General features: G+C 43.3%; 14 protein-coding genes and 1 riboswitch. Of the genes, 7 read left to right on the top strand and 7 right to left on the bottom strand.

Going from position 1 to position 17,954, the window contains the following annotated elements; genetic code table 11:
* Nucleotides 1-232 precede the first annotated feature (232 nt).
* Nucleotides 233-757 (top strand): DUF3332 domain-containing protein, encoded by a 525-nt coding sequence (locus tag AB4135_RS08530; RefSeq protein WP_371992017.1) that lies wholly within the window; start codon nucleotides 233-235, stop codon nucleotides 755-757.
* Between the two features lie 83 nt (nucleotides 758-840).
* On the opposite strand, the gene AB4135_RS08525 is transcribed toward AB4135_RS08530, so the two are convergent.
* Both AB4135_RS08525 and AB4135_RS08520 read right to left on the bottom strand, forming a co-directional pair.
* Nucleotides 841-1,578, bottom strand: a complete 738-nt coding sequence (locus tag AB4135_RS08525) for a dienelactone hydrolase family protein (protein ID WP_371992126.1) — start codon at nucleotides 1,576-1,578, stop codon at nucleotides 841-843.
* 150 nt (nucleotides 1,579-1,728) lie between these two features.
* Nucleotides 1,729-2,718: a 2-hydroxyacid dehydrogenase gene (locus tag AB4135_RS08520; protein ID WP_371992016.1), complete on the bottom strand. Its 990-nt coding sequence runs from the start codon at nucleotides 2,716-2,718 to the stop codon at nucleotides 1,729-1,731.
* A 184-nt stretch (nucleotides 2,719-2,902) separates the two neighbouring features.
* Here AB4135_RS08520 and AB4135_RS08515 point away from each other — a divergent pair, with 184 nt between their 5' ends.
* The 5 genes from AB4135_RS08515 (at nucleotide 2,903) to asnC (ending at nucleotide 5,588) form a co-directional block, all read left to right on the top strand.
* Nucleotides 2,903-3,313: a hypothetical protein gene (locus tag AB4135_RS08515; RefSeq protein ID WP_371992014.1), complete on the top strand. Its 411-nt coding sequence runs from the start codon at nucleotides 2,903-2,905 to the stop codon at nucleotides 3,311-3,313.
* On the top strand, nucleotides 3,288-3,827 hold the full coding sequence (locus AB4135_RS08510) for a class I SAM-dependent methyltransferase (protein ID WP_371992012.1): 540 nt from the start codon (nucleotides 3,288-3,290) through the stop codon (nucleotides 3,825-3,827). The genes AB4135_RS08515 and AB4135_RS08510 overlap by 26 nt, the downstream gene beginning before the upstream one ends.
* A gap of 28 nt (nucleotides 3,828-3,855) precedes the next feature.
* A complete protein-coding gene (locus AB4135_RS08505; protein WP_371992011.1) occupies nucleotides 3,856-4,146 on the top strand; it encodes a hypothetical protein in 291 nt (96 codons plus the stop codon).
* 216 nt (nucleotides 4,147-4,362) lie between these two features.
* A complete protein-coding gene (rluA, locus tag AB4135_RS08500) occupies nucleotides 4,363-5,040 on the top strand; it encodes a bifunctional tRNA pseudouridine(32) synthase/23S rRNA pseudouridine(746) synthase RluA (protein WP_371992009.1) in 678 nt (225 codons plus the stop codon).
* An 86-nt stretch (nucleotides 5,041-5,126) separates the two neighbouring features.
* Nucleotides 5,127-5,588, top strand: coding sequence for a transcriptional regulator AsnC (gene asnC / locus AB4135_RS08495; protein ID WP_220735810.1), 462 nt, complete (start codon nucleotides 5,127-5,129; stop codon nucleotides 5,586-5,588).
* A gap of 104 nt (nucleotides 5,589-5,692) precedes the next feature.
* Here the strand turns inward: asnC and AB4135_RS08490 are convergent, their stop codons facing one another.
* The 4 genes from AB4135_RS08490 to AB4135_RS08475 all read right to left on the bottom strand — a co-directional run bounded on the left by AB4135_RS08490 (nucleotide 5,693) and on the right by AB4135_RS08475 (nucleotide 13,964).
* Nucleotides 5,693-9,490: a S8 family serine peptidase gene (locus AB4135_RS08490; protein ID WP_371992007.1), complete on the bottom strand. Its 3,798-nt coding sequence runs from the start codon at nucleotides 9,488-9,490 to the stop codon at nucleotides 5,693-5,695.
* Nucleotides 9,491-10,087: 597 nt separating this feature from the next.
* Nucleotides 10,088-11,197 carry a succinylglutamate desuccinylase/aspartoacylase family protein gene (locus tag AB4135_RS08485; protein WP_371992124.1) on the bottom strand — a complete coding sequence of 370 codons (1,110 nt, stop codon included), beginning with the start codon at nucleotides 11,195-11,197 and terminating at the stop codon, nucleotides 10,088-10,090.
* A 49-nt stretch (nucleotides 11,198-11,246) separates the two neighbouring features.
* Nucleotides 11,247-12,611, bottom strand: a complete 1,365-nt coding sequence (gene lysC, locus AB4135_RS08480) for a lysine-sensitive aspartokinase 3 (RefSeq protein ID WP_371992005.1) — start codon at nucleotides 12,609-12,611, stop codon at nucleotides 11,247-11,249.
* Between the two features lie 134 nt (nucleotides 12,612-12,745).
* Nucleotides 12,746-12,928, bottom strand: a riboswitch (Lysine riboswitch).
* 607 nt (nucleotides 12,929-13,535) lie between these two features.
* Nucleotides 13,536-13,964 (bottom strand): DUF3293 domain-containing protein, encoded by a 429-nt coding sequence (locus AB4135_RS08475; RefSeq protein ID WP_371992003.1) that lies wholly within the window; start codon nucleotides 13,962-13,964, stop codon nucleotides 13,536-13,538.
* Between the two features lie 569 nt (nucleotides 13,965-14,533).
* Between AB4135_RS08475 and arcA the strand changes: the two genes are divergently transcribed.
* Nucleotides 14,534-15,250, top strand: coding sequence for a two-component system response regulator ArcA (gene arcA / locus AB4135_RS08470; RefSeq protein ID WP_020914329.1), 717 nt, complete (start codon nucleotides 14,534-14,536; stop codon nucleotides 15,248-15,250).
* A 325-nt stretch (nucleotides 15,251-15,575) separates the two neighbouring features.
* Here the strand turns inward: arcA and AB4135_RS08465 are convergent, their stop codons facing one another.
* Nucleotides 15,576-17,780: a DPP IV N-terminal domain-containing protein gene (locus tag AB4135_RS08465; RefSeq protein ID WP_371992123.1), complete on the bottom strand. Its 2,205-nt coding sequence runs from the start codon at nucleotides 17,778-17,780 to the stop codon at nucleotides 15,576-15,578.
* Nucleotides 17,781-17,954 lie beyond the last annotated feature (174 nt).

Here is a 17,954-nt window from a genome sequence, read left to right as displayed (position 1 = left end):
TAACGAGTGAAGCCACTTGAAAGCCCACTACTGCATAACACTATACTTACCAATAAAGGTAATAATTATCTGCTGATACACGACTAAACAAAATCTTTATCAAACCGCACAACTACACAACCTTTCCAGCCAAATATCAACCTAATAATGAGAACGCGATCGCAATTCATTTTACGCTAATACTTACAATCAGCGTCCCGCTTAAATGACATAGAAAAATCTAAATATAACGATGAAAAAGAAAATATCTGCGCTGCTAATAACGGGTTTATTGACCACTCAACTGACTGGCTGCATGGGGCAAATGGGACTCAGTGCTATGGTCACCAAAGGTAACTTAAGTGCCGTTGATAATCGTTATGGTCGTGCTGGCTTATTTGTATTAATGAGCCCTATTTATGGCCTAGCGGCAACAGCCGACTTGTTCATCATCAATAGCGTTGAATTTTGGACTGGCACCAACCCGGTGACAGGTCGCTCTCCGGCTGTGGTCGATATGCCAGTAGAAGCAATATTCAAAGTCAATCAGCATCTAGATGATGATTTGACTAAAGCGCCACTGCCAGAGATAAAATTGACCCAAGCAACCATTGAAGCAAAAGATGAAAATACAGTGCTGATGGTACTGACCTATGAAGATGGCAGCCAGCAGTTGATGTCAGGTCTCAAGCAAGATAAGCATGTCGACTTTTACTTAGATGATACCTTTATCGCACGCGTAGATGTTGATGAACTGGTGAAATATCAGCAAAGCTAATAATACCAATTGCATTAAAATTTTGATCATAAAGAAAAAAGGGCGATAAATATCGCCCTTTTTACTGCTGTCCTTTCTGTAGACTATTTCAACGTACGCTGGAAAAACGCTACCGCTTGTAGGTACACCTGCAATGCAATCGCCGCGTCATAACGCTCACCTTCATCACGCATAAAGGCGTGCTGAGCATTGACCTCATGCCAACTAAAGTTGCGCTCAGTCGCTTCTAGTTTGGCATAGATAAGTTTACGGCCCTCACTGGAAACATGGGGATCTTGCTTGCCAAACACCATCAGCAACTCGCCAGATATATCGCCAGTACGAGACAGTGAATCATTATCCTTTTCACAAGGTAGGGTATTAGAATGGATATCGGTTGGGTATAAGCAAAATGCGCCAAGAATGTCTGGGTTTAACGCAGCACGATATGCTAAATGGCCGCCAATACACACTCCCATACTGCCAACTTGACTCGTACAAAAGCTCAAGCTACGAGCGAAATCAACCAAAGCTTCGGTATCACTATCATGATGTTCCAGTGGCTTGGTGAACTTATCGGCATTGCCTTTATCTTTACCATCATCGTCATAAGCTAACACAGTACCAATCGGGTTTAGCTCATGGAATACTTCCGGTACCAATACCACAAAGCCATGACCTGCAAGTAACGCCGCGGCGCGTGCAATTGGTGCAGTTTGTTGAAAAATTTCTGAATAGAAGATGATGGTTGCGAACTGACCTTCGCTATCCGGGCGGTAAAGGTAAGTACGCATGATGCCGGTGGCTGTCGAAATATCATGGGTTTCTTGGGTGATGATCATCGGCTTTCTTTCCTTAGATTCAGTCATAGAGGCAGATTGAAGATATAGCAATCAGTACTTCCCTAGCCTAAATCAGCCAGCCACTTTTAGCCACAAAAAAGCAGATACCGCGTTACCCGTTGCATCTACTTCTTCTCACCACTAATCATGCTAGTAAAGTTCGTTAGGACACTTTTCTCCAGCGAGTAGTTGCTGCACATTAGTCAAAGTCGTCGCCGCAATCGCTCCAAGCGCTTCTTCTGTTAAGAAAGCTTGGTGGCCAGTGAAAATAACGTTGTGACAGGCTGATAAACGCCTAAACACATCATCTTGAATAATTTCACTCGATTTGTCTTCGAAAAATAGCTCTTTTTCATTCTCATATACGTCAAGCCCTAAAGAGCCTAACTGCCCAGTTTTAAGGGCTTCCATCGCATCAAGAGCATTTAATAAGCCACCACGACTGGTGTTAATCACCATCACGCCTGGTTTCATTTTAGCAAAGCTTTTTTCGCTCAACAGGTGATGGTTATCAGCCGTTAATGGGCAGTGTAGGCTAATCACATCGCAGATTGGGTACATCTGCTCAAGGCTGACATACTCAAGTCCTAAATCGGCTACCGCTTGGCTTGGGTAAGGGTCATGCGCAATCACCTTGCAACCAAAACCTTGCAAAACCTTAATAGTGGCTAAACCAATTTTACCTGTACCAATTACGCCCACAGTGCGGCCGTGCATATTAAAGCCCACCAACCCTTCAAGTGAGAAGTTAGCGTCACGGGTACGCTGATAGGCTTTATGGATTTTACGATTCAAAGTCAACATCAAGGCGACTGTATGTTCGGCGACAGACTCTGGCGAGTATGCGGGAACATTGACTACTTTCATCCCCAAGCGTTCGGCAGCTTCTAGGCCAACGTTATTAAAGCCCGCACAGCGCATAGCAATGATCTTAGTGCCGCCTTTAGCAAGCTCCACTAATACCTCTTCACAAAGAGAGTCATTCACAAATGCACAGATGACTTCAAAGCCCGCTGCTAGTTTTACCGTTTGCATACATAGACGGTAATCAAAATATTCAATATCAGCACCGAATGCGCTATTGGTGCGATCAAAATGCTGCATATCGTAATGCTTGGCGCTAAAAAAACCGATTTTCATTGCAGAACCTTATCCAAAATAAGTAGATAATATGGGGAGTAAGTTTATGTGATATTAGTAAGTTTGTCTTGCACACTGTAATTGCGCTCTCAGGATAGATAAGCAAGCTGTGATCAATCTCCGCTTACCTTTACAACGATTACTGATAAGCTTTACCCAAATTGATAGGAAGATTCATTTTACTATGGCTAGAAAAGAGCTCAGCGAAAAGCAGTTTTGGATCCAACGCTTCTCAAAAACCAGTTTGCGTGCTTTGCACATATTAGGTATTACCGGCGCTGGCGGTGGCATTCTAATGCACGTACCTAAAGATCAATGGCAGATCTACTGGATCATGGCCATGAGCACCGGTGCTGCAATGATGCTTTGGGAAGTGGTCAGAGATTGGCGCTGGCTGATCCAGCTAAAAGGCGTGTTAACGCTCGTTAAGTTAGGCCTACTTGCACTGTTTATTCCTTTAGCAAGCTATAAACCTGAACTGCTGATCACGATTGTGTTACTGTCGGTGATAGTCTCTCATGGGCCTGCTGGCCTGAGACACTTTTCAATCGTACATGGACGCAGAATAGATGGCAGAAAAGAAGTTAAAGGCTAAAACAGCGGCGCTAATCAGTGAGTTTACCGCACTAAAAGATTTGATCACTCCAGATAGTCACGTTCTGGATTTAGCCTGCGGAACAGGGCGAAATGGCAACTGGTTCTTACAACAAGGTTGCCATGTCACTTATATTGATCGTGATTTGAGTAAGCTTGAGTTATACCAAACTAACGACAAGGTAGAACTTTTGGAATGGGATCTCGAAACCGAAAACCCACCAAAACTCCCCGTAAACCGCTATGATGTCGTTGTCGTTTTCAACTACTTACATCGACCACTCTTTGCACAAATCATCGAAGCGGTTAAACCTGGTGGGCTGATTATTTATGAAACCTTTACCCGCCAACAAGCCACCATAGGTCGGCCGCGCAACCCCAATTTCCTTTTAAAAGAGACCGAGTTAAAAGCTTTATTTGCTAACTGGCGCTGCCTACATTACTCTGAAGGTCTGCTTGGCGAATTAACTAGCGCAAGCTACAAAGCACAAATCATTGCTCAAAAACCATTGTGAAAACGGCTAAAGGATTAATAGCGTAATTATGTTTCCATACCCTGAACAATACCGCGTTGCAGCTCCGCCCATCATCACTGGTGGTATGGTTGTATGGGCGCTCATCAGCCGCTTAGTATTTGGCGACGCCAGTAGCTTTAGCCTTTACCCATTATTGGCACTGTTCCCACTTGTTGTGTTATTGCATTTAGTGCTTATTTGGGATGCGAGAAATATGGGCCGGCTCGATCAAGCCTTTTACGCGCTAATACATTGCTGCTTAGCCTTTGTGGTATGGACCTTCTGTATTATGCATGTCAATGGTAATGGGTTTTCGTAAATAGTCCTCACAGTACTAATGGTACTAATGAGTGCCATTAGTAAGCGTTATAACCTTCCTGTTTCATATTTCCCAGCTTATATAGACAGTCACTCAGCTTTCAAGCTATGTGGTATTTCACACGGCCGTCATTAGTTTGTCTAATAGCTATAATCTACTTGCATCAATAACCGCCAAAGAGGTATCTTTGCGGCGCATTTTTAATAAGGTTCTATCATGACTGATTTCGTATATTCGCCGCCTACCAAACCTTGGCTCGATATTTTGCATCAAGACCAAGACATCATGGTGCTCAATAAGCCTTCTGGCTTATTGTCTGTGCCAGGTCGAGCGCCTGCGCATAATGATAGTACTTATAGCCGTGTGTTAGCCGAATACCCAGACGCAAAGATCGTGCATCGACTTGATATGGCGACCTCTGGTGTCATCGTCGTCGCCCTGCTACGCAGCGCCGAATCTGAGTTAAAAAGACAGTTCAGGGACCGAGAAACGGCTAAGACCTATTACGCCCGTGTTGCTGGCCATGTCAAAGCTGAAAGTGGCACCGTTAATCTACCGCTAATCTGTGACTGGCCTAACCGACCAAAGCAAAAGGTCGATCATCAAATAGGTAAAGCCTCACAGACTCATTATGATGTGGTTAGCCGAGCAAAGCGCTCTACTTTGGTCAAGTTAACACCGATAACCGGGCGTTCACATCAGCTGCGGGTGCATATGATGGCGCTGGGTCACCCTATTCTCGGTGACAACTTTTATGCAGATCCATTGGCCAAACGTTTAGCTCCGCGATTACTGCTGCATGCTCAATCACTAACCATTACGCACCCATTTACTAAAGAGCCAATGACCTTTAGTTGTGAGGCACCCTTTATGGATGCTGAAGGCGAACAGTAATACCCCTAAAAGCATAATTGACTAGATTATCGCTACAAAAATACGTAGATTACCAAGCACTCCCTTAGCTAATCTGCGTATTTATTATGGAAACTTCATTTCAACGAGATTCACTCGATAATCAAATTCTTTCAGCACTCATGCAGGAAGCACGTACACCTTTCGCTGAACTGGCGAAACGTTTTGGTGTTAGCGCAGGAACCATTCACGTCCGTGTCGAGAAAATGAAGCAAGCGGGGATTATCACTGGTGCTCAAATAACCGTAAACCCAAAAGCACTTGGCTATGATGTGTGCTGCTTTATCGGCATTAACCTAAAAAGTGCAGGTGATTACCCTGCAGCACTGTCTAAACTCAATGCGCTTGAAGAGGTTGTAGAAGCTTACTACACCACTGGTAATTACAGCGTGTTTGTTAAAGTGATGTGCCAATCAATTGATGGTCTGCAACATGTACTGATTAACCGCATTCAGTCAATTGATGAGATCCAATCTACCGAAACCCTTATCAGTCTGCAAAACCCAATTGTAAGAGCGGTTAAGCCTTAGAACGCTTCGACTAACATTACATTAGTTATGTTTTAGAATTGAGCCCTTAATCAGAAAAAAAGCCAACAATCAGATTGTTGGCTTTTTATTAAGAGAAACTCAGATTAAGTTTTCTTTTTACGTCTCAGCCAAACTAGCGGCAATAAAAGTGTAGTCAACCAACCAGCACTACCACCACTACTCTGCTCGTATGGACGTTGATACACTACATTGAAGCTTGCAGAAGTCGTGTCTGAATTACCATTTACATCAGAAACGGTAAGCTCGAACCCGAGAGTGTCGCCACTTTCATCTACATCAGGAGCCAAGAAGCTTATTGATGATGCCGAAGCATCAAATGTAATTGGTGTTCCACTTAACTGCACCCACTGATAAGTCAGTTCATCATCATTACCATCATATGAACCAGAACCATCAACAGTTACACTGCGACGAGCAATCGCTGAGTTAGGAGCATCTAGCACTGCTACTGGAGCAACTTCAGTCACACCAAACTTAAACATCTCTTCAACTTCATCGCCATCAAACGAGTTTGTTAATTTAAGTGCATAAGCCGAGCCCGCTTTAGTTGGGATAAGATCAAAGCCTACTGACATATTTTCGCCAGAAGCAGCTTCCTGAACGACTGTCCAAGAAATAGTATTACCTTCTTGTGTGCCATCGTTCGAAATATTAGCAACCTTATGACCAGCTGACATCTGTGCAGTAAATGTATATTCCTTATCTTCATCACTAAAGTTAGGTGCTACATCAAAGCTAACACGGCTTGGAACGCCGGCAGGCATTGCATCAGAAAGGTTAGTCATGTGGCTAACATCATTCTTACGAGTGATGCTATACGGTAGTTGAACTGAGTTTGTATTGTCACCAGACTCAAGAATCAAGATACCTGCGGAGTTAGTATCGGTATTCCAATCAAATGTTAGGCTAAACTCACCATCGGCTTCATCAACTGATACCGATACATCATCACTCAATGAATCTTCATCAGCAAGAACAGATGTCACCCTAGCAGTAACTTCGTCAGTGCCCCCTGGTGTAGAAGCTTTATAACCATCAACAACCATGTAGTATGAACCAGCAGGAAGATTAGTGAAGGCTACCGCTTCATCTGAATCTGGCCCTGCGCTGCTACCGATCTTGGTAAAAGTTGCATCCAAGATACGTAAATCAACGTCTGGCGCCGTCTCTGAAGACGTTGCAAAAATAACATTCGCCATCATTTCAGGGAATGTTACCACTACATAATCAAGACCATCTTCAGCAACGCTCAAAGTTGCCGGAGCGATTAGATCTGTTGACTTATCGTAAACACCCGCTTTGATATTCGTTAGGTCTTTAGACACAAAACCTGAATAAGTCATACTGCCTTCTGTACGGCCAGCAGTAATAGCTAGGGCTGTAGGAAGATTGTCACCATGTGCTTTAACTGCGACAGGTAGTTTGGCTTCAGGCATATCTTCTGACATTAGCTTGATGTTTGCAAAATTCCAACCTGCGCTAGCAGCTGACACGTTAGCTTTAACGGTTAGCTCTTGCGTCTCGCCCGCTTTCAGCTCAAAAGAGGCTGGCATTACAGACAATACTAAGCCGTCAGTTACACCCATAGTACTTGCAGTCCAAGTGCCATCTTTAGTCGCTTTGACAGTACGAGTCCAGGTACATTCTTCAACACATTTAGCATTTGCTATTGTTGGTAAGTTGATTTGCGAAGGTTGACCGCCTAATGCAGGGTCAGCTTTAACATAATCAACATAGCTCTCATCCATTACAAGACCAGCTTTCGCTGCTGCTTCTACATTTGCATAACCAGCGCCCATATCAAAGAAGTCAGAAGGTGTAACACCATCGTCTTTGAAAGTTGCTTGGTTAGCAGTCATCATCAAAGCAGATTGAATTTCAGCAGGAGTCCACTCAGGATGGATGCTTGCAAGCAATGTCAGCGCGCCAGCAATATGCGGGCTAGCCATTGAAGTACCACTAAGGAAGCCATAATCACTTGGATCTGGATTTTGCTTAAATGCATCAGACTGATCATTCGCGTAAGCCGCAAAAATACTTACACCTGGAGCAGCAATTGATGGCGCGATAACATCAGGTACTGACTTGTTTGGGCCACGAGAGGTAAAGCCTGCAGCGATACGAGCTAGCTTCTCATCTTGAATCACCTCAGTACCAGTGATAGTTCCCATGTGTTCAGCACCAGATGCTAGCCAAGCTTTAAGCTTATCACCTTGATCAGCATCAACTTGAATTGCTGGTAATACATGAGCATCAGCGACAACACTAGTAGCTCCGCCTTGCAGGTTTGTTAAAACTAATGCGTCCGCTCCCCCAGCCAATACATTTCGCCCTTTATCTACACGAGCAATAGCACCACGGTCACAAACAACGATAGAGTTTTCAGCAAAAGTATCAGCTGGGAACGGCTCTAAACACTGAGCAGGATCGCCATCTGGATCATTGCTGTTTTTAAAATCACCAGCGTAAACGATAGTTCCAGTAAAGCCACCTGTCATTGACTTACCAGTCAGTTCACTCGGAGCTGCTGTATCACCACCAGTAAACTCACCGATACTCTTTTCGGAAAAGTCTCGGTCATGAGTATAAGCAGCAACAGTAGTCAACCATGGCGCATCTCCTGGTGAGCCCACAGTTTCAGGACCTGGGCCAGAGTTACCCGCAGAAGTAGCAACATGGATACCAGCTTTACGTGCAGATAGGAAAGCTAATGCATCGGCATCATTCCATGGATTACTTGAACCGCCACCAATAGAGTAGTTAAGTGCATCAACACCGTTTTCAATTGCATGCTCAACCGCTAGAACAGTTAACGATGGTAAACACCCAGCAAAACCAATATCGTCATCTTCACCCGGTAAACAAACCTGATATGAAACAATATTTGCATGCGGTGCAACACCTGACATAGATGCAAATACAACACCTGTATCGCCGCCATCAACGTTTGGTACGTTAGTATCAACAAGCACGTTGCCCGCTGTAGTACCAGCAGTGTGTGAACCATGACCATTGTGATCTTCACCATTTGCTGGCACATCAATGTCATAATCTAAATATTGATCCGTCACTGCAGGCCAACTATGAACCCCAATGAGCTTATCATTACAAAGTTCAGGGAAATCACCAGCACAGTTTCCAGAATAAACACCTGGTCCCCATGGGTTTGTGTGGTCATATTTATCCCCACCAACATCAGCAAATGATGGGTGGTCAGTATTAATACCGGTATCAATAATACCGACAACCATACCTTCACCTTTGCTTTCAGTGCCTGTCGCTTCACCACTCCAAACAGCAGGTGCTTTGATGATAGCAGGACCAGAGTCTGTCATTGGCTTACGCAAAATCTCGCGCTGGATATTGGCAATTCCAGCAACTTTAGCTAGCTTAGTCGCTTCAGCTTGAGTCATTTCCACAACTAAACCGTTATAAGCAAGTGTTGTTCTTTGCTTAACATTTAGCTCGCCTAATGCCGCTGTAGCTTTTTGAATCACATTATCTTGACGTGAATTTAGAAACGAACGGTATGACTTCACATTCGAGCTGGTTACATCAAGTTTACGGCTCTTTCCCTGAATTTTCTCAACTGACGTAGCTTTATAGCCTTCAATCCCACCTTGATAAAGCGCGACAGGGCTCTCAATCAAACGTACAAAATATCTATAGTTACCAGCCCCCAAATTAGCTTCTGGTGTGAAGATAGCGTTATTGCGAATAACTTGATTATCAGCGTATGACTTTGAGTCTACCTTTTTGATCTGAACATTAGCTTCTGTTGAAGTTACTAGGGTAATATCATGATCAGACTGAGCACTTAGCGCACTTGCTGACATGGTGACTAATGCAGTAGAGACTGCAATTGCGATTTTTGTTTTCACTTGTCAATTCCTTAATACTTTATAGTATTTTTTTGTTTTATCCTGCTTTGTTGTAACCTCGGCATCTCTACAAGAAGAAAGCTAAAGTAAAATGACTTTCCGTAGCACATTTGACTGAGGGAGGGCATTATTAACACAATAAAAACAAGTCAGCAAACAAGGATTTAACAAAGTGAATACAAAAAGATACAAAACGACACGTTTGTAAAGGTAACTATACTGAATAAATATGCAGAAAAAATAACTGTAGAGTTATCAAAAGGAAAGGCGGGACTCATTCCTATGACGATAAACACAAACAAAACAAAGACTTACCGTTGACGAGGAAGCTATAATCAAAAATAAAAACCGCTTATAACCGATGATATATAAAGCGAGGGAAAATTAACAAAAAAATACAAACAATAAGCTTGTTAAAAATACGAAATGGCCACTTTCCAGCCTAAACTTGTAAGCAGCTTTTAAGCTGCCAGCAACACAACTAAAGTATCACCTAGGCGAATTTTGCAAACTAGAAGCAGGTTAGCTCTTGGTGGGCAAACTTATTTCAAGCAGGATTTTAATCGATGATAAAAGTTGACCCACAGCTGTTACTCTTCAGCTTATAGTGAACACATTAGTCATCAGCTTATACAGTTCAGTACCTTGATAAACAGAGGCTGAAGCAAAATGAAGAATGGGCACACAATCTTGTTCAAGCTGCAGCGAAGTTAACTCATCTTCGGTGCCATAGCAGTCAAGCCTAAGAATATTAGCCAGCGGTTCACCTGCCTTTAGCGGTCTACCAGGCTGAGCTAAGTACTCCACTAACCCGCCTTTAGGTGCATGATACTTCTTGTAGTCTTTGAGTAGACAACCAAAGCGAGGCATATCCGCTGGAGCTACTTTTTCAGAGATGACTCCGCGATAACTGAGATAAGCCAAAATCCCTTGAGCATCGACCAAGGCATCTTGCATATCAATGCGCTCTTGGCTAGCCAGCTCAAGTGTAAAAGCCGCAACAGGAACGGTCATCTCTCGCCCTTGACTCGCAGCATGCTCAGCCAGTGTCCACCAAGGACAAAATGCCGCTTCATCCATCGCGCCGCCAAAATCATTGGGAATGATTAAGCTATAGGGAATAGAAAAAAACTTTGCAGAGTCTCTATCGTATTCAGGGCAATAAAGATGTTTACAAGATTTTGGCCCCGTATGCAGGTCAATCACAATATCGGCCTGATGCGCTAAAGTTTGCAAAGTGACAGCGAGTCTTTTCCCTGTCGTCACTCCCCATGGATTTGCTAAATGCGCCTCACATGATGCCAACAAAGCCAGCCTAAATTGCTGCTTTAGCTGTGCATCGTCTAATTGGCAATGCTGCTGATAAAATGCAGAGATATCAATTGAGTGTTCCAGATACTCTCGGTTCCAGTTAACCCCTGTAATCGGATCAAAGCGCCCAAGGGTAAACTCACCACTCTTTTGATTAATCCCCAATGGGTTTGCAAGTGGTAACAGAGTCACCTCCCCGCGCACATCCATAGCTTCCAATTGTTTCATTAACTGGAAAATAACGGCGTTTCCCTGCACTTCTGCACCGTGGACATTTGCTTGTACAAATACACTCGGTGCAGCAGGGTCTTTAGCAGCAAGATGGTACACAGGTATGCTTAGTTCTTGCCCAGTTGCAAGTTCGCCAACATTAAGGCTAGATTGGGTGAAATGCATCATGTGTACTCGGTTCCTTGCTTCAATAGCGATTAATATTCAACAGCTATTATGATTCAAACAAATTTTCATGTAATGCGCGGACCACATCAGCAGCTTGCGCTTCCTCTACTAATACACATAGGTTGTGTGGGCTAGCACCTTGGCAGATCATGCGTACATTATGTGGCTCTAGCACTTCAAACACCCTGCGACATACACCCGCAGTTGAAGCAATTCGATTACCAATAACAGCAACAAGTGCTAAACCATCTTCTACGCGAACTCGGCAGTGCAGTGACAACTCTTGTAATAGCGACTCACTTAACAAACCATGACCACTAGAATCAGAGCCAGTTTTATCTAAAGTTAATGCCACATTCACTTCAGAAGTAGTAATTAAATCGACACTGATCTTATGCTTTGCCAAGGTAGCAAAAGTTTCAGCCAAAAAACCCTGAGCATGAAGCATTTGAAGGCTGTGGAGGTTTAGCAAAGTTTGATCTCTTCTTACCGCTACGGCGCGATAAACAGGCTCATCAGACACCTGATGACGGATCCAAGTCCCGCCTTGTTCTGGTGCCCAACTCGAGCCAACAAACACTTGTATTTTTTGTCTAACCGCTGGAAGGATAGTGGCAGGATGTAATACTTTAGCGCCGAAAGTCGCCATCTCAGCAGCTTCATTAAAGCTAATTTCAGCAATAGGTTTAGCGTTCGGTGCCAGTCTAGGATCAGTGGTGTAGATCCCTGCGACATCAGTCCAGATCTCAACCGCTGTTGCCCGTAGTGCTTCAGCTAACAGTGCAGCTGAATAGTCACTGCCTCCGCGCCCCAAAGTGGTTGTAGCACCCTCTTCATCAGCGCCAATAAAACCCTGGGTGACAATCACTTGAGTACTCAACAGTGGCGTAAGATGCATTTCTGCAAGTTGGGCAATAGCTTCTATTTGCGGCTCAGCGCGGCCATGATGGCTATCGGTTCGCATCACTTGTCGCACATCGAATGCAGCAGCTGAAGCACCTTTTTCACGTAATACAGCAGCAAAGAATACCGACGAGCACATCTCCCCTTGAGATAGTATTTCATCCATAACTGCTTTACTGCGGCTCAGTACTAGGCGTTCTGCTAGAACCGATATATTGCTAATCACTGCGTCAATTTTTGCTGCAACATCACTTGGATGACCCAGTCTGTCGAGGATCTGATACTGAATTGAAGCAATCTGCTTGATAAGCTGTTTGCTCTGCTCTGGAGTAGTTGTTGCTTGAGTTAATGCTACAAGCTTATTGGTTACGCCACTTGAAGCGCTCACCACCACCACTTTTGTGGCTGGGTTATTAATAATAATATCGGCACAGCGATGCATTGCATCATAATCAGCAACAGAGGTTCCACCAAACTTGGCGACCGTTAAACCATTGGTTATAGACATAAGTCAGCCTCCACCATAAATGGAATCTGCATAGAATAGGTATTTTGAAAAACTAACATGAATAAGCTCCGAACTAACTTCGTTCGAAGAGCCTGGTGCTAAGATATGCACCCCATTGATGGGAAACAGCGATCGTCACCAGAAGCTCTCCACCATAATAAATAGGTGACAATCGACAGGATTCAACCTGAACGACCGATACTTAAAGCAATCCCAAAAAGCTTTTAATATCTCGGCGCTAATCTCCCTCATGAATGGTCTTCGGGGTCTTGGTCCCCTTTCATTCACTACCTAGTTAACGCTCCTCTTCTGTACTCAATTTGTATACAAATCAAGAAAGTGAAAAATATATAATTAGCGCCTGCAAGTCAAACAAAATCTGTACAACTTTAGAATTATACCAATTCCATTAAGAATATACTCAATGCAGAGCTTTCTCAGGGCTTTCCATTCAAGGCGCACTGTGGAATGAATGGTTATTCCTTTTTGAGGCAATGCAACGTAACAGTGAAAGTCCTGAACCGTTCACAACGTACGGCTGATATTTAAGGCATCGGAGAAATCACTTAATACGGCGCAAGTGGCTTTCGATATACGCCTGCATGGTCTATTTTGTTCCATATAAAATAAGACATTTCCTCCTTCCATGGTGGTCAGATGCAGAAGGTAGAGCGAAGCACGACTAAATGGTCTATTTTGTTCCATACAAAATGAGACATTCCCGCCCTCCTGGCAGTCAGATTTAGGAGGTACGAGACCAAGGATGGTCGAAGGTAGAATAATGCAGGAGCTATTATCGAGAGCAATGCATGGAGCGATTACCGAGGATGCTAGAGCCGAGAATAACGATAAGCGATAATCCACTGACTGGTCTAAAGTGATTTTACTTCCCGCAGAATGAGCAACTCTTTAATCGAGTTGGTATTACACGCTATCAGGGAGTTCATGTACTACGTTGACTCTAGGAGAGAAAGCACCGAGAGCAGTTTCCTGTTGTGATAATAAACAAGGGATCAACTGTAGTTTATCTGACTCGACATAATAGATAGCATTTTGATTAAACTTACAGCCAAGTTTAATCGCCGAAGCTTTATCCGTCGCGACAGCCCAGCTTTTTTCCATATGGTTACGATCTTGAGAGGCACCCACCATCGCCCGATAAGGACGACGTAAACCGAGGATCTCTTGCAGTAACTTTCGATCAAGCAATCGATTCTGACTAGGGGTCAGAGTTTCACCTTTGGGATTATGGGCTGTGATGATTGCGAATGAAATTTTAGGAGACAAACCTTGAGTGAACAAGAATTCCGTTTGCTGATATTCATGCCAAAGTCTTTCTACTGAGTGGTTCATTGCTAACAAATCCTCCAATTGAAGTGATTTTATTATAGCAAAATCGTTAGGGCTGCCTAGGCACGTGATATCGATCACAGTAAATAAAATTTCACTTATTTTAAATATCAGTAACTTAGGTGCACTAACGTGATCTAAATCATGCCTTACAGTAAATTTGTTAACATTTCATTTGTTAACAAATGCCTAAAACGAGTACAATAGGTCCTGTTGATTAACTCGCACTGATATACATGTGATGACATATTTTGTTACACATATCTGAAACAGATAGAAGAGTAATCCACACGGCTGTACCAAATGTGATCTATGTTTGATTTAACATTTAAACTTCAAAAAAAAACAATCGTTAAGGAACTTCTTGTCCCTATTGTTTATCGAAGAAAATACAGTTTACGTTTTCCATATGTGAGATACCCATACTTTACTTATCATGGAGTGTGTTGCTGTTTCAGAATAGAATTTGAAAACACCAGCGTGTATCAGTGAAATATCAGCATGACTTTATGGAGTATAAAATTATTTATACTCATGGTTAGAATAGAATTGACAGAGATTAGGTAATTAATATGCAAAACCCGCACATTCTGATTGTTGAAGATGAAGCAGTTACCAGAAACACACTTAGAAGTATTTTTGAAGCAGAAGGATATGTGGTATCTGAAGCCAATGATGGCGCTGAAATGCATAAAGCTATGCAAGATAATAAAGTTAACTTAGTCGTGATGGATATTAATCTGCCCGGCAAAAACGGACTTTTATTAGCACGTGAACTTCGTGAAATTAATAACATTGGCCTTATCTTCCTTACTGGCCGTGATAACGAAGTAGACAAGATCCTTGGACTTGAAATTGGCGCTGATGATTACATCACTAAACCATTCAATCCACGTGAATTGACTATCCGTGCCCGTAACTTACTGACTCGAGTAAATAGCACTGGTGCTGAGTCTGAAGAGAAAAGCGCAGTTGAATTCTACCGTTTCAACGGTTGGAGCTTAGAAATCAACAGTCGTTCTCTCGTTAGCCCACAAGGTGAGTCTTACAAGCTGCCACGTAGTGAATTCCGCGCTATGCTGCACTTTGTAGAGAACCCAGGAAAAATCCTAAGCCGTGCTGACCTACTGATGAAGATGACTGGTCGTGAGCTTAAGCCACATGACCGTACCGTTGATGTAACGATTCGTCGTATCCGTAAGCACTTCGAAAGCTTACCTGATACGCCAGAAATCATCGCGACTATTCACGGCGAAGGTTACCGTTTTTGTGGTAACTTAGAAGACTAATTCGATATTCGAATAAAATAAAAGCCAGTCATTTGACTGGCTTTTTTGTAGCTAAATTTCGAGAAAAAAGTCAAATTCCTTACCTATTAACCTTGAGAAGCTAGCCTTAATTAAACCTTAAAATAACTCTACAACAAGTTAAATTCCGCTAGCAGATAATCCTCATTTGTCAAATAAGCCAACAATCATTATAAATATTACCTTGCCCTATATAGGAGCTTTTTAACTTTAAGAGTAAATACGTTATCGTATTAACGATATTTAATCTTGAGTTAATCAAAAATAGGCATAAATTTAAATTTCCTTTATACCTATTTTGAAATATCTAATGCGATTTAAGTTCGCGATCTAAAAAGTCGGCTAACGAACGGTATAAATGAACTCGTACTTTCTCACCACGCATTGAGTGCTTAGAACCAGGGTAATCTATCATCTGGAATAACTTTCCCTCGCCTTGCAAAGCTTTGTACACTCGCGTGCTGTTTTCAAATAGCACATTGTCATCAGCCATACCGTGGTACATCAACAACCCTGACTGATAGCCTTTGACATACGGCAACACACTGCTCGCCTCATAACCCTTAGCATTAGTCTCAGGGTGGCTCAGGTAACGCTCTGTGTAATGGGTATCATATAGTGACCAGTCCGATACGGGTGCACCAGAGATTGCAGCCTTGAAATAGTCAGGGGCTTTAAACAGGCTCATTAACGCCATGTAACCGCCATAACTGTGCCCGTAGATAGCAATATTATCGCCATCGACATAAGGTAAGCTACGCAAGTAATCGACGCCCACTTTTTGGTCGTTAACTTCAGCATCGCCCAACTGCTTGTAGATCACATACTCAAACTGAGTACCGCGATGAGCAGAACCACGGTTATCTAATTGATAAACGATAAAGCCTTGCTGCAATAGATGTTGAGTAAAGTAGTCTTGATGGCTCCAGCTATTTGTCACCAACTGAGCATGTGGACCACCATATACTCGAACAACCACCGGGTACTTCTTGCTAGCATCAAAGTTTGTAGGCTTAAATATACGGTACTGTAATGCTTGGCCGTCTTCAGCGGTTAACTCGCCAAACTCAGGGACTTGCCAAAGTCCAAAGTAATCAAATAGTGGATGGCCTTTTTTGACTTCATTCTGCTCAACCCAGGCTAGCCGCTTGCCAGACTCACTGTGTAAACTCACCTGTGGTGGTTGCGACAAGCTACTGAAATAGTCCAAATAGACAGGTTGATTGTCGGCAAATACCGTTGAATGCATGCCAGAACGACGGCTAATAGATTCAACCTTGCCACCTGTGATAGCAACTCGATATAACTGCTTTTCAGTGACCTTGGTTTTACGTCCAGTGAAGTAAACTTCCCCTGCTTTTTCATCGATATATTCAACAGCATCAACCGCCCAATCGCCTTGGGTTAGCTGACGAATAACCTTGCCGTCAAGCCCGATGAGATAAAGGTGGTTGAAACCGTCACGCTCTGATGCCCAAATAAACGATTCCTGTTTCTTTAAAAAATGCAGGTCATTATTTAAGTTAACCCATGCTTCGCTTCGTTCCTGTACCAAGTCTTTATTGCGCTTAATATCATCAATATTAACCACTCTTAAGTCGAGCGATTGCTGATCGCGGCTTTGCCACTGGTAAGAGAGCTGTTTACTGTTAGGCAGCCACTTAACCCGAGGGATATAGATATCGGTTTCTTTGCCTAGATCAACCCAGGCGACTTTACTATCACTAAGCGACACCACACCTAACGCGATTTTTACGTTATTTTTGCCTGCATATGGATAGCGTTGCTCGGTAAGTTTAATGCCATCAGCATAAATTTCGTTACGGGTGACCAACTCAACAGCTGATTCATCAATGCGAGTGTAAGCGATTGCAGACTCATCAGGCGACCACCAGTAGCCAGTCATACGGCCCATCTCTTCTTGGGCAACAAACTCAGCCATGGCGTTTTTAATCGCACCGCCGCCATCAGTGGTTAATGGCGTCACCTTCTCAGTTTTTAAATCCAGCACATATAGGTTCTGTTCACGTACGAAAGAGACGTAATTGCCCTTAGGAGACAGTCTTGCATCGGTCGCAAAGCCCTCACCTGTTCTAAGCAGTTTTACTTGGTTGGTTTTCACCGAAAAGTAATACAGCTGGCCAGAGGCAGGGATAAGCATAGCCTGGCTATCATCGGCCCAGAAATACTCCATAATGCCTTGACCATAAATACGCTGACGTTCGCGGCGCGCTTTTTCCTCATCGGATAGCTCACCAATCGTTAACTTATCAGCGTCAAGCAACAAACTCTGTTTGCCCGTTGCTACATCCATCTGCCAGAGGTCGTAAAAATGTTGATCATCTTTACGGCCAGCCAGATAGGTCACTCGCTTACCATCAGGTGAAAGCTTAAGTCCCCGCGGGCTGGTGCCAGCTAAAGCTGGGGAGGCGTACATACGTTCGATAGTTAGCGGCTCATCGCCGCCCTTATTTGCTGGAGATTGTGCAATTGCTGGAGATGCCATCATCATTGGAAACGTGGCTAGCAGCAAATTCATCCAATTTTTTTTCATTATTATTCCTTGGATAACACGTTGTTAAAACGTGTTTTGGCTGAAAATTGGTCTACATTGTGCCTCAAACATAAGCAAAACAAAAACAATGCAGACAATATGCACTGGCCTGTGCGCTTTACAGCTGAAAAA

This window comes from Shewanella sp. 10N.286.54.B9 (assembly GCF_041468565.1).
Taxonomy (GTDB): Bacteria; Pseudomonadota; Gammaproteobacteria; order Enterobacterales; family Shewanellaceae; genus Shewanella.
Note: the sequence above shows the minus strand (reverse complement) of the source record. Positions and strands in the feature narration are given on the sequence as shown.

Bases quoted from the DNA above. Each gene is read 5' to 3' on its own strand.
- AB4135_RS08530 (WP_371992017.1), top strand. From the start codon at position 233: ATGAAAAAGAAAATATCTGCGCTGCTAATAACGGGTTTATTGACCACT.
- AB4135_RS08525 (WP_371992126.1), bottom strand. From the start codon at position 1,578: ATGATCATCACCCAAGAAACCCATGATATTTCGACAGCCACCGGCATC.
- AB4135_RS08520 (WP_371992016.1), bottom strand. From the start codon at position 2,718: ATGAAAATCGGTTTTTTTAGCGCCAAGCATTACGATATGCAGCATTTT.
- AB4135_RS08515 (WP_371992014.1), top strand. From the start codon at position 2,903: ATGGCTAGAAAAGAGCTCAGCGAAAAGCAGTTTTGGATCCAACGCTTC.
- AB4135_RS08510 (WP_371992012.1), top strand. From the start codon at position 3,288: ATGGCAGAAAAGAAGTTAAAGGCTAAAACAGCGGCGCTAATCAGTGAG.
- AB4135_RS08505 (WP_371992011.1), top strand. From the start codon at position 3,856: ATGTTTCCATACCCTGAACAATACCGCGTTGCAGCTCCGCCCATCATC.
- rluA (WP_371992009.1), top strand. From the start codon at position 4,363: ATGACTGATTTCGTATATTCGCCGCCTACCAAACCTTGGCTCGATATT.
- asnC (WP_220735810.1), top strand. From the start codon at position 5,127: ATGGAAACTTCATTTCAACGAGATTCACTCGATAATCAAATTCTTTCA.
- AB4135_RS08485 (WP_371992124.1), bottom strand. From the start codon at position 11,197: ATGCATTTCACCCAATCTAGCCTTAATGTTGGCGAACTTGCAACTGGG.
- lysC (WP_371992005.1), bottom strand. From the start codon at position 12,611: ATGTCTATAACCAATGGTTTAACGGTCGCCAAGTTTGGTGGAACCTCT.
- AB4135_RS08475 (WP_371992003.1), bottom strand. From the start codon at position 13,964: ATGAACCACTCAGTAGAAAGACTTTGGCATGAATATCAGCAAACGGAA.
- arcA (WP_020914329.1), top strand. From the start codon at position 14,534: ATGCAAAACCCGCACATTCTGATTGTTGAAGATGAAGCAGTTACCAGA.
- AB4135_RS08465 (WP_371992123.1), bottom strand. From the start codon at position 17,780: ATGATGATGGCATCTCCAGCAATTGCACAATCTCCAGCAAATAAGGGC.